The organism is Jejubacter calystegiae, from assembly GCF_005671395.1.
Taxonomy (GTDB): domain Bacteria; phylum Pseudomonadota; class Gammaproteobacteria; order Enterobacterales; family Enterobacteriaceae; genus Jejubacter; species Jejubacter calystegiae.
Map to the genome: position 1 here is coordinate 2,230,071 of NZ_CP040428.1, position 19,454 is coordinate 2,249,524.

Here is a 19,454-nt window from a genome sequence, read left to right on the forward strand (position 1 = left end):
CGCAGTGTCCACACAGATTGTCTGATGAAAGTAAAGAAGCAAGACGGCTACGAAGTCGTGACACTTTTCGTGTCCCCTTCGTCTAGCGGTTAGGACTCCGCCCTTTCACGGCGGCAACAGGGGTTCGAATCCCCTAGGGGACGCCACTTGCTCGGTGACAGGTGAAAGATGTTACCCCCGATATCTCAAAACTGGCTCAGTGAGTCACATTTGAGATATTTGCTCTTTAACAATCCGGAACAAGCTGAAAATTGATAATCCATAAACGGGAAAACCGTTTAATGGGTCTCTCAAGCTTACAACGCGAAGACATCTTCGGGTTGTGAGGTTAAGCGAATAAGCGTACACGGTGGATGCCCTGGCAGTCAGAGGCGATGAAGGACGTGCTAATCTGCGAAAAGCGTCGGTAAGCTGATATGAGGCGTTATAACCGACGATGTCCGAATGGGGAAACCCAGTGTGATTCGTCACACTATCATTAACTGAATCCATAGGTTAATGAGGCGAACCGGGAGAACTGAAACATCTAAGTACCCCGAGGAAAAGAAATCAACCGAGATTCCCTGAGTAGCGGCGAGCGAACGGGGAAGAGCCCAGAGTCTGAATCAGCGTGTGTATTAGTGGAACGGTCTGGAAAGTCCGGCGATACAGGGTGACAGCCCCGTACACGAAAATGCACATGCTGTGAGCTCGATGAGTAGGGCGGGACACGTGTTATCCTGTCTGAATATGGGGGGACCATCCTCCAAGGCTAAATACTCCTGACTGACCGATAGTGAACCAGTACCGTGAGGGAAAGGCGAAAAGAACCCCGGCGAGGGGAGTGAAACAGAACCTGAAACCGTGTACGTACAAGCAGTGGGAGCACCCTTTGGGGTGTGACTGCGTACCTTTTGTATAATGGGTCAGCGACTTATATTCTGTAGCAAGGTTAACCGTATAGGGGAGCCGAAGGGAAACCGAGTCTTAACCGGGCGTTAAGTTGCAGGGTATAGACCCGAAACCCGGTGATCTAGCCATGGGCAGGTTGAAGGTTGGGTAACACTAACTGGAGGACCGAACCGACTAATGTTGAAAAATTAGCGGATGACCTGTGGCTGGGGGTGAAAGGCCAATCAAACCGGGAGATAGCTGGTTCTCCCCGAAAGCTATTTAGGTAGCGCCTCGTGAATTCATCTCCGGGGGTAGAGCACTGTTTCGGCTAGGGGGCCATCCCGGCTTACCAACCCGATGCAAACTACGAATACCGGAGAATGTTATCACGGGAGACACACGGCGGGTGCTAACGTCCGTCGTGAAGAGGGAAACAACCCAGACCGCCAGCTAAGGTCCCAAAGTCATGGTTAAGTGGGAAACGATGTGGGAAGGCCCAGACAGCCAGGATGTTGGCTTAGAAGCAGCCATCATTTAAAGAAAGCGTAATAGCTCACTGGTCGAGTCGGCCTGCGCGGAAGATGTAACGGGGCTAAACCATGCACCGAAGCTGCGGCAGCGGACGTATCACTTAAGACGTCTTACAGAGGCTTAATGATTGACGGAGCGTTTTTTGCGACGTCAATGCGTTCATTAAAGTCGAGGCGGCTTAAGGATACGTCCGTTGGGTAGGGGAGCGTTCTGTAAGCCTGCGAAGGTGTGCTGTGAGGCATGCTGGAGGTATCAGAAGTGCGAATGCTGACATGAGTAACGATAAAGCGGGTGAAAAGCCCGCTCGCCGGAAGACCAAGGGTTCCTGTCCAACGTTAATCGGGGCAGGGTGAGTCGACCCCTAAGGCGAGGCCGAAAGGCGTAGTCGATGGGAAACGGGTTAATATTCCCGTACTCGGTGTTACTGCGATGGGGGAACGGAGAAGGCTATGTCATCCGGGCGACGGTCGTCCCGGTTTAAGCGTGTAGGCTGACTTTCCAGGCAAATCCGGAAAGTTAAGGCTGAGGCGTGATGACGAGGCACTACGGTGCTGAAGTGACAAATGCCCTGCTTCCAGGAAAAGCCTCTAAGCTTCAGGTAACAACGAATCGTACCCGAAACCGACACAGGTGGTCAGGTAGAGAATACCAAGGCGCTTGAGAGAACCCGGGTGAAGGAACTAGGCAAAATGGTGCCGTAACTTCGGGAGAAGGCACGCTGACATGTAGGTGAAGCCCCTGCGGGTGGAGCTGAAGTCAGTCGAAGATACCAGCTGGCTGCAACTGTTTATTAAAAACACAGCACTCTGCAAACACGAAAGTGGACGTATAGGGTGTGACGCCTGCCCGGTGCCGGAAGGTTAATTGATGGGGTTATGGGTAACCAGAAGCTCCTGATCGAAGCCCCGGTAAACGGCGGCCGTAACTATAACGGTCCTAAGGTAGCGAAATTCCTTGTCGGGTAAGTTCCGACCTGCACGAATGGCGTAATGATGGCCAGGCTGTCTCCACCCGGGACTCAGTGAAATTGAACTCGCTGTGAAGATGCAGTGTACCCGCGGCAAGACGGAAAGACCCCGTGAACCTTTACTATAGCTTGACACTGAACATTGAGCCTTGATGTGTAGGATAGGTGGGAGGCTTTGAAGCGTGGACGCAAGTCTGCGTGGAGCCAACCTTGAAATACCACCCTTTAATGTTTGATGTTCTAACCTGGCGCCATTATCTGGCGTGGGGACAGTGTCTGGTGGGTAGTTTGACTGGGGCGGTCTCCTCCCAAAGAGTAACGGAGGAGCACGAAGGTTGGCTAATCCTGGTCGGACATCAGGAGGTTAGTGCAATGGCATAAGCCAGCTTGACTGCGAGCGTGACGGCGCGAGCAGGTGCGAAAGCAGGTCATAGTGATCCGGTGGTTCTGAATGGAAGGGCCATCGCTCAACGGATAAAAGGTACTCCGGGGATAACAGGCTGATACCGCCCAAGAGTTCATATCGACGGCGGTGTTTGGCACCTCGATGTCGGCTCATCACATCCTGGGGCTGAAGTAGGTCCCAAGGGTATGGCTGTTCGCCATTTAAAGTGGTACGCGAGCTGGGTTTAGAACGTCGTGAGACAGTTCGGTCCCTATCTGCCGTGGGCGCTGGAAGACTGAGGGGGGCTGCTCCTAGTACGAGAGGACCGGAGTGGACGCACCACTGGTGTTCGGGTTGTGATGCCAATTGCATTGCCCGGTAGCTAAGTGCGGAAAAGATAAGTGCTGAAAGCATCTAAGCACGAAACTTGCCCCGAGATGAGTCTTCCCTGAGACCCTGAGTCTCCTGAAGGGACGTTGAAGACGACGACGTTGATAGGCCGGGTGTGTAAGCGCAGCGATGCGTTGAGCTAACCGGTACTAATGACCCGAGAGGCTTAACCTTACAACGCCAAAGATGTTTTGGTGTGATGTTGAGAGACAGAATCAAATCAGCTTGTGACGGATAAACGTTTATGGCCGTGTGTGGCGGTAAGCGGAACAGAATTTGCCTGGCGGCGAGAGCGCGGTGGTCCCACCTGACCCCATGCCGAACTCAGAAGTGAAACGCCGTAGCGCCGATGGTAGTGTGGGGTCTCCCCATGCGAGAGTAGGGAACTGCCAGGCATCAAATTAAGAAGTACCGGGTGATATCCGGTGGCAGTATGGCCCGCCCCATGCGGGACCAGGGAACTGCCAGGCATCAAATTAGAAAGTACCGGGGTAATGCCCGGTGGCAGTAGAAAGTAGAAAAATTCGGTGGAGCGGTAGTTCAGTTGGTTAGAATACCTGCCTGTCACGCAGGGGGTCGCGGGTTCGAGTCCCGTCCGTTCCGCCACTTATAGATAGGCCCTGAGCATTTGCTCAGGGCTTTTTCTTATGCGTAATCGCCACACTGTTCCAAAAAGCCGGGATCGCCAGGGCGATTTTGTCGTCATTTAGCGTGGCGTCGGCTGAGGCTGAGTCGTATGTTCGCTTAGAAAATCGATAAAGGCCCGGATACGGCTACTGACGGCTTGATCGCTGTAATAAACCGCGCTGAAGGGCATTTCGACCGGTAGCACGGCGTCCCGCAGTAGCTCTACCAGCTGTCCATCAGCTATCTCATTATCCACCATAAAGTCGGACAGGCAGGCGATACCATTGCCCTGCAGACATAGCTGTTTGATGGTTTCCCCACTGCTGGATAACAGGGTGGGCGTCACTTCATAGAGTTGTCCGTCATCCTGGGACAGCGGCCAGTGGTTTAACATGGCAGGACTGCTAAAGCCGATACAGACATGATCGGCCAGCTCCTGCACGCTCTGGGGCGTTCCGTGCTGCGCCAGATACTCCGGCGAAGCCAGAACCCGTCGGTAGCTGGTAAACAGTGGCCGGGCACGCAGGCTGGAGTCGCTCAGCACTCCGGCGCGTATGGCGACATCGACCTTGCGCTCAATCAGATTGATAAAAGTTTCCGACGACTCCAGACTCAGGGTGACTTCGGGATAACGTTCACGAAAGGGCTTCACCAGCGGCGCCAGCAGGTGCAGAACCACAGGGGTGGCGGCATCCACCCGCAGCAGCCCCCTGGGGCGCAGGCGCGATTCCAGAAGTTCGTTTTCGGCCGCCGCCATCTCCTGCAAAATATGCTGAGCGCGCCGGAAGTAGCGGCTTCCCTCTTCGGTCAGGCTGAGGTGACGCGTGGTGCGGTTCAGCAGACTCACACCCAGCTTGGCTTCCAGCTTTTTAACCGAGCGGCTGACGGCGGAGTTGGCCTGGCCTAATTGTTGTGCCGCGCGGCTGAAGCTACCGCTCTCCACCACGGAAACAAAAGTGCACAGCTCTTCAGAGGTCGTTTTCATTATCACTTTCCGGACAGGTGGTTACGGAGGAAAATACCAGTCACGGTATTTAATCACGGTGAATTCATACTGTCATCCCACGGGCTTTGTGTTTCGCTTTCGCCCTTAGAGCGATTGAAAGTGGCCGCTAAAACCCCTATAACAGAAGAAATACCCGTTGTTAAAGCGGGGTAAAGGTTACAGAGGTTATCAACATAACGTGCGAAGAAAAACCTACGCCATGCGCTATGTCGCCGGTCAGCCTGCGGAACGTATTCTGCCGCCGGGCTCCTTCGCGAGCATAGGTCAGGCGCTTCCTCCCGGCGAGCCGCTTCCCGGCGGCGAACGCTTTCGCGTGCTGGTATGGAATATCTACAAACAGCAGCGGGCCGACTGGCTCTCCGTGCTGCAGAACTTCGGTAAAGAGGCGCAACTGGTGTTGTTGCAGGAGGCCCAGACCACGCCTGAACTGGTGCGTTTCGCTACCAGCAACTATCTGGCCGCGGACCAGGTCCCCGCCTTTGTATTACCTCAGCATCCCTCTGGTGTGATGACGCTGTCAGCGGCTCACCCGGTCTACTGCTGTCCGCTGCGCGAGCGAGAGCCGATTCTGCGGCTGGCGAAATCGGCGCTGGTTACGGTCTATCCGCTACCTGATGGGCGTCTGCTGATGGTCGTCAATATTCATGCCGTTAACTTCAGCCTGGGGGTGGATGTCTACAGCAAACAGCTGGGACCCATTGGCGACCAGATTGCTCATCATCAGGGACCCGTGATTATGGGCGGCGATTTTAATGCCTGGAGTCGTCCACGCATGGCGGCCCTGTATCGCTTTGCTCGTGAAATGATGCTGCGAGAAGTACGTTTTACTGATGACCAGCGGCGCCGGGCTTTCGGACGCCCGCTCGACTTCGTCTTTTACCGCGGTCTGAATGTCCATGAAGCCTCTGTGCTGGTAACTCGCGCATCCGATCACAATCCGCTACTCGTCGAATTCACACCCGGCAAACCTGAAAAGCGTTAAGGTTGGTCAGGTCTGCCATGGGGGCAGACCAGTGCTGTCCCGTTTTTTACTTAACGATAAGGACAACAATATGACAACCGACACTCATCACGATCGTGTGGATCAGCAGTTTGGTTCACAGGCCAGCGCCTACCTGAACAGCAGCGTACATGCCAGCGGGGGAGATCTCGAACGGTTGGGGAACGTGCTGGCTCGCTTTTCTGATGCCCGCCTGCTGGATATGGGCTGTGGTGCTGGCCATGCCAGCTTCGTGGCTGCACAGCATGTCCGGGAGACGGTCGCTTATGACCTGTCGGCACAGATGCTGGAAGTGGTTGCCAGTGCGGCTAGCGAACGCCAACTGGATAGTCTGACCACATGCCAGGGATACGCTGAACGGCTCCCTTTCGATGATGCCAGCTTTGATATTGTGATTAGCCGCTATTCGGCGCATCACTGGCACGATGTGGGTCAGGCGTTAAGAGAGGTGCGCCGGGTTCTGAAACCGGGTGGCAGGGTGATTATTATGGATGTGGCAGCGCCGGGCCATCCGGTGCTGGATATCTGGCTGCAAACGGTTGAGGCGCTGCGAGATACTTCCCACGTGCGTGACTATCCTGCCGCTGAGTGGCTGGGCTTTGTCGGCGAAGCGGGGTTGAACGTCGTCAATCTGTCCGCTGATAAACTGGTGCTGGAGTTTTCCTCCTGGATTGCCCGTATGCGTACACCGGCCCCGCTGGCGGAGGCGATTCGGCTGTATCAGCGGAGTGCCTCTACTGATGTTCAGCGCTACTTCAGGTTGCAGGACGATGGCAGCTTTACCAGTGATATCATCTGGATAGAAGCATTGAAGGCCGAATAACAAGTATAAAAAAGCACCCTGAGACGGGTGCTTTTTTGTCTGGCCGGATATCAGGTATCCGGCGTATCGTCGTTCTTAACAAACAGCGTCAGTTGATCGCCGGGCCGCAGGTTATCGGTATCGTCATTCCAGCGCTCCAGATCTTTGATCTGCACGCCGTGACGCTTCGCGATACTGGAGAGGGAATCTCCTTTGCGTACGCGATAGGTAACACCACTGTTACTACTGCGGTTGCTGGCCAGCTGCGAAGCGTCGCTGGCGTCACCCAGGCTCAGTTTCTGACCCGGGCGAATCTGCGCACCGCGCAGGTTGTTCCAGCGCTGCAGATCGCGGGTGCTGACGTTCATCCGCGATGCGATGGTAGAAAGCGTATCGCCTTTACGCACCGTGTAGCTGTCGCCAGCGTTCCCTTGCGCGCCGCTGCTGCGATTTTCCGCCAGCAGACCAGACTGTACTGATTCGAAGTCACTGGCCGCCAGCGACGTTCTCAACTGGCCTGCATGCTTGCGCGGTACCATGACGTACTGCGGGCCACTGCTGCCCAGTCGGGCATTTTTATAGCCCGCGTTGTAAGTCTTCATCTGGCTAACGGAGATCCCGGCCATATCGGCCACTTTGCTCAGCGTCATCGGATTATTGACCTCAACGCGTGCCAGTGCGCGGCTTTCGTCTGCCGACGGCAAACTTACCCCGTACTGTTTGCTGTTTTTGAAAATTTCACTCAAAGCCAGCATTTTGGGGATATACAGCCTGGTTTCCTGCGGCAGTGGCAGTGACCAGAAGTCAGTCGGCTTACCGCGACGCTTGTTCGCCTTCATTGCATTCAGCACCCGACCTTCACCGCTGTTGTAGGCGGCGACGGTCAGCAGCCAGTCACCGTCAAACATGCGGTTCAGGCGCTGCATCATGTTCAGCGCGGCGGTGGTAGAGGCCACCACGTCACGACGACCGTCGTAGGCGCTGGTCTGCTTCAGACCGTAATTACGCCCCGTGCTCGGTATAATCTGCCAGAGGCCTGCGGCGCTTCGGGAAGACGTTGCATGGGGATCAAAAGCACTCTCCACTATGGGCAGTAGTACCAGCTCCATGGGCATATTTCGTTCTTTAATCTGCCCGGCTATCCAGTACATATAGGGCTCGGCCCTGAATGTTACATCGTGGAGATAGCTCTTATTTTTTAAGTATTTTTGTTTCTGCGCGCGAATCCGGCTGTTCTCCGGAATCCCCATCTTTAGCTCGTTACTTATAAAGGCCCACAGATCTTGATCCTGCGCGAGGAAAGACTGTTCGTCAGCCCATCGCGCGGAGGTCGCTCGACCTGTCAACTTCCCTGCTTCACCTTGACCAGCTGCAGAAAGGCTCTGAGCATGCTGTTGAACGTTGCCGTCGTGCTTTGTACCCTGGCAACCCACCAGCAGAACAGAGGCGAGTAGTATCGCTTTTGCCTTCATGTGTGTGTGTGTCAACTGTTGCTTAAAAGACGAGCAATCATACAGTCGATAGTAGGGTAGTGCAACCAGGAATAGTCAGAAGTTGTCTTTAGCAGCCCTTAACCATGCAAAAAGTTGCTTTGGTTGTTGCAAGTTTGTTTTATTTTTGATTTGTTTAATAAAATCAGAATCTTCTGTTCTAAGGAAAATATTAATTCTGCGCTCAGTTTTCAGAGTTGAGGGGAGTGTTTTTTGCTTTGTTACACGTAACTCTTTAACTTTTCTGTAATAGCTGTTCAAATCCACATCTTCAGGAAGGACACTCAACGCGAAGGCCAGATTGCTCTCAGTGTACTCGTGAGCGCAACAAATTAACGTTTGTTCTGGCAACTGATTAATGCGTTGAAAAGACAGGAACATCTGTTCGGGCGTGCCTTCAAAAAGGCGTCCGCAACCGCCGGAGAATAGGGTGTCGCCACAGAAAAGCCAGGGGGCTGCATACCAGCAGATGTGACCCAGAGTGTGGCCTGGTGTCGCGAAAACGGAAAATTCGAGGCCCAAAATAGCAACGCGATCGCCGTCGGCGACTATCCTGTTAGCCCCTTTATCCTGGGTTTCCTGTGGTCCCCAGACTGGCAGGTCCGGATAATTTTCCAGCAGTTTTTTTACGCCGCCAACGTGGTCCTGGTGGTGATGGGTCAGCAAAATCCCTTCGGGATGCCAGTCGTTTTCCTCGATCGCTTTCTGTACCGGCGCGGCATCACCGGGATCCACAATCAGACATTTTCCCGTTTCGTCGTGAAGAACCCAGATGTAGTTGTCCTGGAAAGCGGGAATACTGGTAAGATTCATAAAATACCTCTCACTGCGTTACGGAAGGTTGTGATGAAACCGGCAAGGATACCTGACACGATCGCTGCGCCTGACCGCTGGGCTGAGCTCCCCTGGGGGGAATATTATCGCGATGCACTGGAGCAGCGCCTTCAGCCATGGCTGGCGAAGATGTTTGGCTTTCATCTTATTAAGGTAGGCAATTTGAGCACTGAGATTGCCACCGATGCCTGCGCCATTTCACACCAGGTTAACCTGGCGTTACAAGGGGAAAACTTGCAGGTGGTGGCCGATCCGTTACATCTGCCGTTTGCGTCGGATTCGGTCGATGCCTGCCTGCTGGCCCATACCCTGTCGTGGTGCCAGGATCCGCACCGGCTGCTGCGGGAGGTGGATCGAATTCTGATCGATGACGGCTGGCTTATCCTTAGCAGCTTTAATCCCATCAGTCTGGTGGGGCTGCGTAAGCTGGTGCCCTTCCAGCGCCGCCGCGTGGCTCCCTGGAACAGCCGAATGTTTCCACTGGCGCGTCAGCTCGACTGGTTGTCGCTGTTAAACTTCGAGGTGTTGCACCAGGGCTGTTTTCAGGTTCTTCCCTGGTCGCGTCAGGGAGGGAAAATGCTCAGTACCCACCTGCCGGCCTTGGGTTGCTTGCAGCTGATCGTGGCGCGTAAGCGCACCATTCCACTGACGTTTAACCCCATGAAACAACGGCGGGAGAAGACCCAGCTCCGTCCGGCCGTTGGCGCCACCCGACAGTGCCGGGTAACGGTCAGCTCCCGGAACTCTCAGCAAGATAGCCGCCATCCTCGCTCGCGGGATTAGTGGCCGCGTTGCGTGCCAGTTCGTCGCAGCGTTCGTTTTCCGGATGCCCTGCATGGCCTTTTACCCACTCCCAGCGCACCTGATGCGGTTTGAGTGCCAGATCCAGCCGTTGCCAGAGATCGACATTTTTCACCGGCTGCTTACTGGCGGTCTTCCAGCCGCGCTTCTTCCAGTTGTGGATCCATGAAGTGATGCCCTGTCGTACGTACTGGCTGTCGGTGCTTAGCACCACTTCGCAGGGTTCACGCAGCGCCTCCAGTGCCACAATGGCCGCCATCAACTCCATACGGTTGTTGGTGGTCAGGTGATAACCCGCGCTAAAGGTTTTTTCATGCTGCTTATAGCGTAGAATGGCGCCATAACCGCCGGGGCCGGGGTTGCCCAGGCAGGAGCCGTCGGTGAAAATTTCTACCTGTTTACCCATCTCTGGTAGACTTCCTGTGTTGAAAACGCCAAGTCTGACATAAATGAGCGCCATGAGCACGAATACCGGTATAGCAAGACAGATCGTACTCGATACCGAAACCACGGGTATGAACCAGATCGGTGCCCATTATGAGGGGCACTGCATTATTGAGATCGGGGCCGTTGAGGTTATCAACCGCCGCCTGACGGGCAATAATTTCCACGTTTACATTAAGCCGGACCGGCTGGTGGATCCTGAAGCCTTTATGGTTCACGGTATCGCTGATGAGTTTCTGATGAGCCAGCCGACTTTTGCCGAGGTGGCGGACGACTTTATCGACTATATTCGTGGCGCCGAGCTTATCATCCATAACGCATCGTTTGATATCGGCTTTATGGACTACGAGTTTGGGAAGCTCAAGCGCGGAATCCCTAAAACCAATACCTTCTGCGAGGTGACCGACAGCCTGGCGCTGGCGCGTAAGATGTTTCCCGGCAAGCGTAATAGCCTGGATGCGCTCTGTTCCCGCTACGAAATAGATAACACCAAACGTACCCTGCACGGGGCATTGCTCGACTCCCAAATTCTGGCCGATGTCTGGCTGGCGATGACCGGTGGGCAAACGTCAATGACCTTCGCTATGGAAGGGGAGTCTCAACAGGAACAGGGGAGCGAAACTGTTCAGCGTGTTGTACGACGCGCTCAGGCTCTACGAGTGATTGCCGCCAGCGATGAGGAGCTGATGAACCACGAATCGCGTCTCGATCTGGTGGAAAAGAAGGGCGGAAGCTGCCTCTGGCGCGCCTGATTTTGCACGAAAAAAAGGCGCTCAGGCGATTTTTGCGCCAACCGATTCAAAAGTTGAAAAAAAGCCGTTGACGCCCCCAGCCGCAATCCGTAATATTCGCCTCGCTCCCCGGTGAGGGAGCAATGCGGAGCGGTAGTTCAGTTGGTTAGAATACCTGCCTGTCACGCAGGGGGTCGCGGGTTCGAGTCCCGTCCGTTCCGCCACGAATTCGAATGCCCTGAATCAGCAATGATTCAGGGTTTTTTCGTTTTGGCTATTCAGCCGGAAAATGGGCTGTGCCGTCTTTGCTGTAGCGGGAGGGGCAACCTCCCGCATAGCGATTCGCGCTAAATTGAAGCGCAGTCAGGAAATGGTCTGTTGTTCTGGCGCAGAGACTTTTTCTTTCAGTAGCCGGTTCGCCAGCACGCCAGAGATCATCGAACCATTCACGTTTAGCGCGGTTCTCGCCATATCGACCACGGGTTCAATTGCGATAAATACGCCCACCAGCGCCACGGGAAAATTCAGGGTCGACAGCACGATCAGCGCGGCAAAGGTACCACCACCTCCCACGCCTGCCACGCCGATTGAGCCCAGCGCAATCGCCGGGAGCAATGCAGCCAGAAAGTGCAAAGAGAGTGGGTCGATACCGATGGTAGGCGCGATCATGGCGACCATCACTGCCGGATAAATTCCCGCACAGCCGTTCTGTCCCATACTGGAGCCAAACGAGGCGCTGATATTCGCGATAGCGCCCGGTATGCCTAACTTTTCCTGAACGCTAATCGCCAGAGGAATAGAGGCAGCGCTACTACGGGATACAAAGGCAAACGTCAGGGCGGGCCAGACGGTTTTAAAATAGTGGACCGGATTATTGCCCGTCAAGGCTACAATCAACGCATGGATCACAAACATCATCAGCACGGCCAGATAACAGGCGCCGATAAATCCTAACAGACTGGTAAACTGCTCTATGCGGTAAGTCGAAAAGACTTTGGCCATTAGCGCCATCACGCCATAAGGCGTTAGCGCAATGACTATTCTGACCATTTTCATCACCCAGACCTGAAGCGCATTAATACCAGCGCTCAGTTTCACTCCTTCTTCCGGCGCTTCTTTTTTAACGGCTAATAGCGCAACTCCTGCCAGAAGCGTAAAAATAACGATCCCAATGACCGAAACATTTCTTGCGCCGCTAAGATCGAGAAACAGGTTAGTTGGAATCAGAGACGTGATAAGTTCGGGTAGTGAAATTGCAGTGGTTTTTGCCACATCGTTTTGGGTAAGTGAAGTCTGAATATCGTTAAAGGATTCGGCGTTAAGACCCAGAGTATGGGCGGTAAGCAGACCTGTTAAACCGGCGACCATCACCAAAAGCAGCATGCAGCCAACGATTGTTAACGAGATGCGCCCGAGCCCGATGCCGCTTTCCAGTTTATTAATTGCCGAGAGGACTGAAATGAAAATTAATGGAACAGCGACTAATTTTAACAGATTAATGTAGCCATTCCCGACCACCGAATACCATTCAATGACCGTTTTACTGGTATCTCCGGCGATAAAGTGAAGTGATAAACCGATAAGCGAGCCGAGAAATAGTGCGATAAAAACGCTTTTTGATAATGATGTGCTTTTTCTGTCTACTTTAAAAATAACAACGCAGAAAATAAAGAAAACAATTAAATAAAGGAATGCTAACATACTTAAAACCTCTTGCCTCATTCAGCACCTGAAATGCCGGAAAGAGTGTCTGTAAACAAAGCTATCCTGAAATATGCCGATAGCGCCGCGGCGATTATATACCTCAAATAAAAGACTGGCTAAGAGTGTGGTTGTTTTTTTCGTCTTCAGATAACGCGATATGATGTCGAATATCATATTCTGATAAAGCTGGCCATGCCGACGCCCGCCTGATCCATTAGTCCAACCGGAAATCATCGGCGTCCCGCCATGCCGGAAACGCCTCCCGGTAATTATCCAGCGCTTCCAGAGATAGTCGGGCTTCCAGGCAACAGGCCTGATGGGGGTCGGCGCTGGCCAGAAGTTCGCCCTGGGGGTCGATAATGCGGCTGTCGCCCCGGTAGTGCAGGCCGTTACCGTCGGTGCCGACCCGATTGCAGCCCGCCACATAGGCCTGGTTTTCAATAGCGCGGGCCGTCAGCAGCGCCTGCCAGTGGTGCGAGCGCGGCGCCGGCCAGTTAGCGACAAACAGCGCCAGATCATAATCATTGCGATTGCGCGACCAGACCGGGAAACGCAGGTCGTAGCAAATCTGAGGCAGAATTCTCCAACCGCGCCACTCGACAACCTTACGTTCGCTACCTGACTGATAGTGATGGTGCTCCTGCGCCATGCGAAACAGATGGCGCTTATCGTAACGGTGGACGATACCGTCAGGCTGCACCAGCAGAAAGCGGTTTACGGCGCCTGCCTCGCTGCGGATAGCGGCGCTGCCTGCGACCAGCGCGTTGCACTGGCGGGCTTTGTCTTGCAACCACGCAATAACCTCTTCTTCCGGCATCGATTGCTGCGCCGCTTCCATGGCGAACCCCGTGGTAAACATTTCGGGTAACAGGATCAAGTCACTGTCCGTTATCTGCTCCAGCAGTGGATCGAAATGGCGCAGATTGGCAGCACCATCCATCCAGGCCAGAGGCTGCTGTAACAGAGAAATTTTCAAAAAAGACACGGTCGGACTCTCCAGAAACGGTTTACGTTCACTGTAGCATGGGCGTAATAAAATAAGACAACATCATTATTGGGGTTACTGTGTTAGCGGCAGGGCACGGGAAATTTGCATTACCGCCCCCTCTGGACCACCATTAAACCCGCAGCGGCAGTGACGCCGCGTTCTGACAGGGGGAATAGCATTCCCGGGAGAAAAGCATGTTAAAGAAAACACTCGCAGTAGCACTCTTTCTGGCAACGGGTAGCGCCATGGCGGCTGAAAGCGACCTGACGGTGAGTCAACTTGCCACTTCTCAGAGCACCAAAGCCGAATTTTCAAAGATGGTGGAAGGGCATACGTTGCCGGCATGGGTCACGAAAGGGGGAACCAGTACCGGAACCAAAGAGGTTCAACTGGGGGATAATCGTTACCTGGTGCTGGAATCCTGTAAACCACACGACTGCGGCAGCGAGCGCATTGCCGTGCTCTATTCGCCAAAGCTTAAGCGTATGATGGGGCTCTATTCCAGCGTTGATGAGGCGAAGGCGAGCGAACAGCTGGCGTGGCTGAATGTGGGCGATGCTGAATCCATTGACGGTAAAACCGTGCTTTATGCCGCGCTGACCGGCAGTCTGGAAAATCACCCCGACGCTTTTAACTTTAAATAATCAAAAAAGCGGAGCCCGGCTCCGCTTTTTTGACCTGCGCCTTCTTCAGGCCGCTTCTGAACTACGGTCGCTCCCTTCCCGGGCGGGAGGCTGCGTTGCCAGCGCCTCTGGCTCAAATTCATCCACGTTAATAGTACGCAGACGGCAGGCTTCGGCATGACGTAGCGTGGTGGCCTCATCCTGATTGATCCAGCCCTGACTCAGCGCCTGTTCTGCCAGTTTATCCAGCGCGGTAAAAGAGAGATGCTTACCCTGAGTTTTGCATAACCGCTGGTGGATTGGCTCTGCGGCCATGACTGCCTGCAGGGCTTCTTCCAACTGGCCGGCAGGATGATGTTCGCTGGGGGTCAGGTACTGGCCGCGGCCAATGCGCGAGCGGGTGGCGGACGGCGTCTGGAGGATCTGCGCCAGTTTGCTATCCAACGCATCCGACGGCGCGTGACAGCGGCGGCCCAGCGGCAGGGTGAGCAGCCGCAGCGAGGCTCCCACCAGGCGCTGTGGGAAGTTGCGCAACAGGGAATCAATAGCCTGTTCGGCCTGGAACAGCGCATCCTGTACGCCCCAGTGTACCAGCGGCAGATCGGCCTGCTGGCGTCCTTCGTCGTCGTAGCGTTTCAGTATCGCGCTGGCAAAATAGAGCTGGCTTAGCACGTCGCCCAGGCGGGCGGAGATCCGCTCGCGCCGTTTCAGGCTGCCGCCCAGCAGCGCCATGGATACGTCCGACAGCAGCGCCAGTGCGGCGCTCAGTCGGTTGATCTGCTGGTAGTAGCGACGAGTGGCGTCCCGGGTTGGGGTGGCGCTGGTGCGGCCATTGGTCAACCCCAGCCAGAAGCTGCGCACCTTATTGCTGCCTACGTGGCCGATATGACGGAACAGCAGGCGATCGAAAGTATTTACATCATTACTTTCGGCCGCCGCCATCTCTTCCAGCAGGAAGGGGTGACAGCGGATAGCGCCCTGGCCGAAGATCATCATGCTGCGGGTCAGAATATTGGCGCCCTCGACGGTAATGGCGATGGGCGCTCCCTGATAGCCCCGGGCCACAAAGTTGCTCTCGCCCAGCATAATGCCCTTGCCGCCGGTGATATCCATGGCGTCAATAATGGCGCGCTGTCCGCGATGGGTGCAGTGATACTTGACGATGGCCGAGAGAACGGCGGGTTTTTCGCCCAGCATAATGCCGCAGGTCACCAGCGAGGCGGCGGCGTCCATTGCGTAAGCGTTACCGGCAATGCGCGCCAGCGGCTCCTCGATCCCCTCCATTTTGCCAATGGCAATTTTAAACTGGCGCCGGATATGGGCATAGGCGCCGGTGGCCAGCGCCACATTCTTCACACCACCGGTGGAGTTGGAAGGCAGGGTAATACCGCGTCCGACCGACAGACATTCCACCAGCATACGCCACCCCTGGCCCGCCATCTTAGGTCCGCCGATGATGTAGTCGATGGGCACAAAAATATCCTGGCCGCGGGTTGGACCGTTCTGGAACGGGACGTTCAGCGGAAAGTGACGCTTACCGATCTCCACGCCCGGCGTGCTGGTGGGGATCAGCGCGCAGGTGATCCCCAGTTCATCGCGATCGCCCAGCAGATGTTCGGGATCGTCAAGCTTAAAGGCCAGACCCAACACCGTGGCGATGGGCGCCAGGGTAATGTAGCGCTTATTCCAGGTCAGGCGCATCCCCAGCACCTGTTCACCCTGCCAGTCGCCCATACAGACTATGCCGCGATCCGGAATGGCGCCAGCGTCCGATCCCGCTTCCGGGCTGGTCAGGGCGAAGCAGGGGATCTCTTCACCCCGCGCCAGGCGTGGCAGATAGTGATCCTTCTGCTCATCGGTGCCATAGTGCTGTAACAGTTCTCCCGGCCCCAGGGAGTTGGGCACGCCGACGGTGATGGCCAGAATGCCGGAAACCCCGGCCAGTTTTTGCAGCACCCGGGACTGGGCGTAAGCGGAAAACGCCAGTCCGCCGTACTCCTTCTGAATGATCATCGCGAAAAAGCGATGCTTTTTCAGGTATGCCCACAGCTCTGGCGGCAGATCGGCCATTTCATGGGTGATCTGGAAGTCATTAGCCATACGACAGGCTTCCTCCACCGGGCCATCCAGAAATGCCTGTTCTTCTTCGGTCAGTCGCGGCTGCGGATAGTTATGTAGCCGGTTCCAGTCCGGGCGGCCGCGAAACAGTTCGCCTTCCCACCAGGTCGTTCCGGCATCGATAGCCTCTTTTTCGGTACGCGACATCGGAGGCATGACCTTGCGAAAGGCTCGCAGTACCGATGCTGAGATTAGCCTCTGGCGCATGGGCGCCAGATTAAAGGGCAGCAGAATAATCGCCAGCGGCACCAGCAGCCACGGCGTCCAGATGCCAACGGCGCCGAGCAAAGCCGTCCATGCCAGAAGTATGATGCTACTCAGCGCCAGATTAATGCGGTGATAAAAGAGTGCGCTGAGCAGTACGAGGGTTGCAACGATACTCAACATCATCATAGAAGAGGCTCCCGTCTTTTTAAGAGGTCAGACCAGTCATTACTATGGTTGTAGTCGAGGTGGTTGCTTTTATCAATTTATTCACAAAACAATTACAACGATGCTCACAGAATGACCGCACAGAACCACAAAACATTGGGCTGAACCTCGCGGTTACGCTTCTCGCTTCTGATGCTATCCGGTACACTTCACTATGTGATTAGATCAGGCTGAAGGATATCCTCATGTACCAGGACATGATTCGTAGTGAACTGAACGAGGCCGCGGAAACGCTGGCTAACTTCCTGAAAGATGATGCAAATATTCACGCTATCCAGCGGGCGGCGGTAATGCTGGCGGACAGCTTTAAAGCGGGCGGTAAGGTGCTGTCCTGCGGTAACGGTGGTTCCCACTGTGATGCCATGCACTTCGCTGAAGAACTGACCGGGCGCTACCGTGAAAACCGCCCGGGATATCCGGCCATTGCGATTTCGGACGTCAGCCATCTCTCCTGCGTCAGTAACGACTTTGGCTACGACTATGTTTTTTCCCGCTACGTTGAGGCTGTCGGTCGCGAAGGCGATGTGCTGCTGGGGCTGTCCACTTCCGGTAATTCGGCCAATATCATCAAGGCCATTGAAGCCGCGCGCGCTAAAGGAATGAAAGTGATCGCGCTGACCGGTAAAGACGGCGGTAAGATTGCAGGTACCGCGGATATTGAAATTCGCGTGCCGCATTTTGGCTATGCCGATCGTATTCAGGAGATCCATATTAAAGTGATCCATATCCTGATGATGTTGATCGAAAAAGAGATGGTGAAGGCGTAAGTCTGTGGCGCCCCCGACGGGAGCGCGGGGGCTGGCAGGGGAGGTTGTCATGTGTGAACTGCTCGGGATGAGCGCGAACGTACCGACCGATATCTGCTTTAGCTTTACCGGTCTGGTGCAGCGCGGTGGTGGTACCGGGCCTCATAAAGACGGCTGGGGTATCACCTTTTATGAAGGCAAAGGGTGTCGCACCTTTAAAGACCCGCAGCCTGGTTATAACTCGCCCGTCGCAAAGCTGGTGAAGGAATACCCGATCAAATCCTGCTCGGTGATAGCCCATATTCGTCAGGCCAACCGCGGCAAAGTAGCGCTGGAAAATACCCATCCCTTTACCCGTGAACTCTGGGGCCGTAACTGGACCTATGCCCATAATGGGCAGCTCAAGGGGTGGCGGGAACTGGAGACAGGGAATTTCCGCCCTGTGGGTGAAACCGACAGCGAGCACGCATTCTGCTGGCTGCTCAATCAGATGGCGCAGCGCTATCCACGAACGCCTGGCAACATGCCTGCAGTGTTCCGCTTCATTGCCGGACTGGCGGCTGAACTACGTGAGAAAGGGGTCTTCAATATGCTGCTCAGCGATGGGCGCTACGTGATGGCCTGGTGTTCCTCCAACCTGTTCTGGATCACCCGGCGCGCGCCGTTTGGCGTAGCGACGCTGTTGGATCAGGATGTGGAGATCGACTTTCAGCGGGAAACCACACCGGATGATGTGGTGACGGTGATTGCGACCCAGCCCCTGACCGGTAATGAAACCTGGAGCCGGATCGCACCGGGAGAGTGGATCCTATTTTGCCTCGGCGAGCGCGTTGTTTGAGGCAAACAGCGACTGAGAAGTCGTCGCGCTCGGCGGCTGCTCATTCACCACATACCGGCCGTTGTTGACGGAAACCACCGGTGGCATATGGTATTTATTGAAGTAGTCATAGCCCGGTTTTAGCTGTTTCCAGAAACCCGCGTAGTAGGAGTGCTTATGGCGCTCCATATTTGCGTCGGTCATGCGGAACGGATAGATACTGACCTGGACCCGCGACTGACCGAACAGCAGGGCGCCGGTCACAAACTGGAAGATCTCATCGATTCCGGTATCCGTCATGGCGTAACAGCCTACAGAAACACAGGCGCCATGGATCATCAGGTATTTCCCGTCATAGCCGTTCTGACGATCGAATTCATTGGGGAAGCCGATATTGATGGCCTTATAGAAGCGGCTGTCTGGCTTAAGCTGGCTGCGATCGACGCTGTAAAATCCCTCCGGGCTCTTAAAGTCGCCCATACGGCGCTTCGGCCCTAAACCGCCGGAGTAGTTGCAGATGTTATAACTGCTGAGAAGCTGGTACTTTTCCCCGTTTTTGACATAGAGCTCAAGGATGCGCTCCTGCTTGAAGATCTGAATATAGACCGGGGAGCCCATATATTGCTGTTTGCCGGGAAGAGGGGTGCTCCCCTGACCGCTGAGCAGGCCAGCGAATGACAGGCACGGCATTAAAAGTATCGCAATGAAGAGTGCGATTTTACGCATACTGCTGGTTCCTTGATAAACCTGATGAAGCAAACAGGCCCGGGAGGCCTTAAAGCGGTAATAAAGACGGAAAACCCGATTTTATGCGCTCACATTATCACCGCCGGGGAATTTAGCAAGCGCTTGCTTACCGCTTTTACAATTTCGCGATTCCCGGTACGCTAACGCAGATTAAACCGGTTTCTGAAAGTTTGCGTGTCTGTTCGCAAATACGACCCTATAACCTCAGTAGTTCTGCTGGTTGTAGAGTAATTAATGCTAAAATCGGCCGCGATGATGATGTGCGGAATAGAACGGACGCTTTTCCAGTGTTCATGCTCGGTGAACCTCTGTGGTCATGATGCCACCTTCCTTCTTTTCCGTATGGCGGACACGATTAATTTATTCGCTCGGGCGCCTCCCTGATTGCGGCGGCGCGA

15 protein-coding genes, 3 tRNA genes and 2 rRNA genes are annotated in these 19,454 nt (G+C 54.8%); 12 read left to right on the top strand and 8 right to left on the bottom strand.

Annotated elements, in window-relative coordinates:
* The first annotated feature begins 71 nt into the window (after positions 1-71).
* From FEM41_RS10250 to FEM41_RS10265, 4 genes are all read left to right on the top strand, one after another.
* A tRNA-Glu gene (locus FEM41_RS10250) sits at positions 72-146 on the top strand.
* Between the two features lie 180 nt (positions 147-326).
* Positions 327-3,320: ribosomal RNA gene (locus FEM41_RS10255) — 23S ribosomal RNA — on the top strand.
* Positions 3,321-3,425: 105 nt separating this feature from the next.
* A 5S ribosomal RNA gene (gene rrf, locus FEM41_RS10260) occupies positions 3,426-3,541 on the top strand.
* 134 nt (positions 3,542-3,675) lie between these two features.
* A tRNA-Asp gene (locus FEM41_RS10265) sits at positions 3,676-3,752 on the top strand.
* A gap of 100 nt (positions 3,753-3,852) precedes the next feature.
* On the opposite strand, the gene yafC is transcribed toward FEM41_RS10265, so the two are convergent.
* On the bottom strand, positions 3,853-4,758 hold the full coding sequence (gene yafC / locus FEM41_RS10270; RefSeq protein WP_138095885.1) for a DNA-binding transcriptional regulator YafC: 906 nt from the start codon (positions 4,756-4,758) through the stop codon (positions 3,853-3,855).
* Positions 4,759-4,957: 199 nt separating this feature from the next.
* Here yafC and FEM41_RS10275 point away from each other — a divergent pair, with 199 nt between their 5' ends.
* Positions 4,958-5,761 carry an endonuclease/exonuclease/phosphatase family protein gene (locus FEM41_RS10275; protein WP_138095886.1) on the top strand — a complete coding sequence of 268 codons (804 nt, stop codon included), beginning with the start codon at positions 4,958-4,960 and terminating at the stop codon, positions 5,759-5,761.
* A 70-nt stretch (positions 5,762-5,831) separates the two neighbouring features.
* Positions 5,832-6,602 carry a class I SAM-dependent methyltransferase gene (locus tag FEM41_RS10280; protein ID WP_138095887.1) on the top strand — a complete coding sequence of 257 codons (771 nt, stop codon included), beginning with the start codon at positions 5,832-5,834 and terminating at the stop codon, positions 6,600-6,602.
* 50 nt (positions 6,603-6,652) lie between these two features.
* On the opposite strand, the gene mltD is transcribed toward FEM41_RS10280, so the two are convergent.
* Together mltD and gloB are read right to left on the bottom strand one after the other, a co-directional pair.
* Positions 6,653-8,053 (bottom strand): murein transglycosylase D, encoded by a 1,401-nt coding sequence (gene mltD, locus FEM41_RS10285; RefSeq protein WP_138095888.1) that lies wholly within the window; start codon positions 8,051-8,053, stop codon positions 6,653-6,655.
* 75 nt (positions 8,054-8,128) lie between these two features.
* Positions 8,129-8,884 (bottom strand): hydroxyacylglutathione hydrolase, encoded by a 756-nt coding sequence (gloB, locus tag FEM41_RS10290; protein ID WP_138095889.1) that lies wholly within the window; start codon positions 8,882-8,884, stop codon positions 8,129-8,131.
* A gap of 33 nt (positions 8,885-8,917) precedes the next feature.
* Between gloB and FEM41_RS10295 the strand changes: the two genes are divergently transcribed.
* A complete protein-coding gene (locus FEM41_RS10295) occupies positions 8,918-9,688 on the top strand; it encodes a class I SAM-dependent methyltransferase (protein ID WP_138095890.1) in 771 nt (256 codons plus the stop codon).
* Here the strand turns inward: FEM41_RS10295 and rnhA are convergent.
* Positions 9,636-10,217 (bottom strand): ribonuclease HI, encoded by a 582-nt coding sequence (gene rnhA, locus FEM41_RS10300; protein WP_168198779.1) that lies wholly within the window; start codon positions 10,215-10,217, stop codon positions 9,636-9,638. The two genes, FEM41_RS10295 and rnhA, sit on opposite strands and share 53 nt — an antisense overlap.
* Here rnhA and dnaQ point away from each other — a divergent pair.
* Both dnaQ and FEM41_RS10310 read left to right on the top strand, forming a co-directional pair.
* Complete coding sequence (dnaQ, locus tag FEM41_RS10305; RefSeq protein ID WP_196240480.1) at positions 10,165-10,902, top strand: DNA polymerase III subunit epsilon; 738 nt, start codon at positions 10,165-10,167, stop codon at positions 10,900-10,902. The genes rnhA and dnaQ overlap by 53 nt on opposite strands.
* Before the next feature lie 126 nt (positions 10,903-11,028).
* A tRNA-Asp gene (locus FEM41_RS10310) sits at positions 11,029-11,105 on the top strand.
* 139 nt (positions 11,106-11,244) lie between these two features.
* On the opposite strand, the gene FEM41_RS10315 is transcribed toward FEM41_RS10310, so the two are convergent.
* Together FEM41_RS10315 and FEM41_RS10320 are read right to left on the bottom strand one after the other, a co-directional pair.
* A complete protein-coding gene (locus tag FEM41_RS10315) occupies positions 11,245-12,603 on the bottom strand; it encodes a cation:dicarboxylate symporter family transporter (RefSeq protein ID WP_421805291.1) in 1,359 nt (452 codons plus the stop codon).
* A gap of 196 nt (positions 12,604-12,799) precedes the next feature.
* A complete protein-coding gene (locus FEM41_RS10320; protein WP_138095893.1) occupies positions 12,800-13,570 on the bottom strand; it encodes an amidohydrolase in 771 nt (256 codons plus the stop codon).
* Positions 13,571-13,767: 197 nt separating this feature from the next.
* Here FEM41_RS10320 and ivy point away from each other — a divergent pair, with 197 nt between their 5' ends.
* Positions 13,768-14,217 carry an Ivy family C-type lysozyme inhibitor gene (gene ivy / locus FEM41_RS10325; protein WP_138095894.1) on the top strand — a complete coding sequence of 150 codons (450 nt, stop codon included), beginning with the start codon at positions 13,768-13,770 and terminating at the stop codon, positions 14,215-14,217.
* 45 nt (positions 14,218-14,262) lie between these two features.
* Here ivy and fadE read toward each other — a convergent pair whose 3' ends face one another.
* Positions 14,263-16,707: an acyl-CoA dehydrogenase FadE gene (gene fadE, locus FEM41_RS10330; RefSeq protein ID WP_138095895.1), complete on the bottom strand. Its 2,445-nt coding sequence runs from the start codon at positions 16,705-16,707 to the stop codon at positions 14,263-14,265.
* A 224-nt stretch (positions 16,708-16,931) separates the two neighbouring features.
* Here fadE and lpcA point away from each other — a divergent pair, with 224 nt between their 5' ends.
* Positions 16,932-17,513 carry a D-sedoheptulose 7-phosphate isomerase gene (gene lpcA, locus FEM41_RS10335; protein ID WP_138095896.1) on the top strand — a complete coding sequence of 194 codons (582 nt, stop codon included), beginning with the start codon at positions 16,932-16,934 and terminating at the stop codon, positions 17,511-17,513.
* Positions 17,514-17,562: 49 nt separating this feature from the next.
* Positions 17,563-18,330, top strand: coding sequence for a class II glutamine amidotransferase (locus FEM41_RS10340; protein ID WP_138095897.1), 768 nt, complete (start codon positions 17,563-17,565; stop codon positions 18,328-18,330).
* Here the strand turns inward: FEM41_RS10340 and dpaA are convergent.
* A complete protein-coding gene (gene dpaA / locus FEM41_RS10345; RefSeq protein ID WP_138095898.1) occupies positions 18,301-19,035 on the bottom strand; it encodes a peptidoglycan meso-diaminopimelic acid protein amidase in 735 nt (244 codons plus the stop codon). The two genes, FEM41_RS10340 and dpaA, sit on opposite strands and share 30 nt — an antisense overlap.
* Positions 19,036-19,454: the final 419 nt, after the last annotated feature.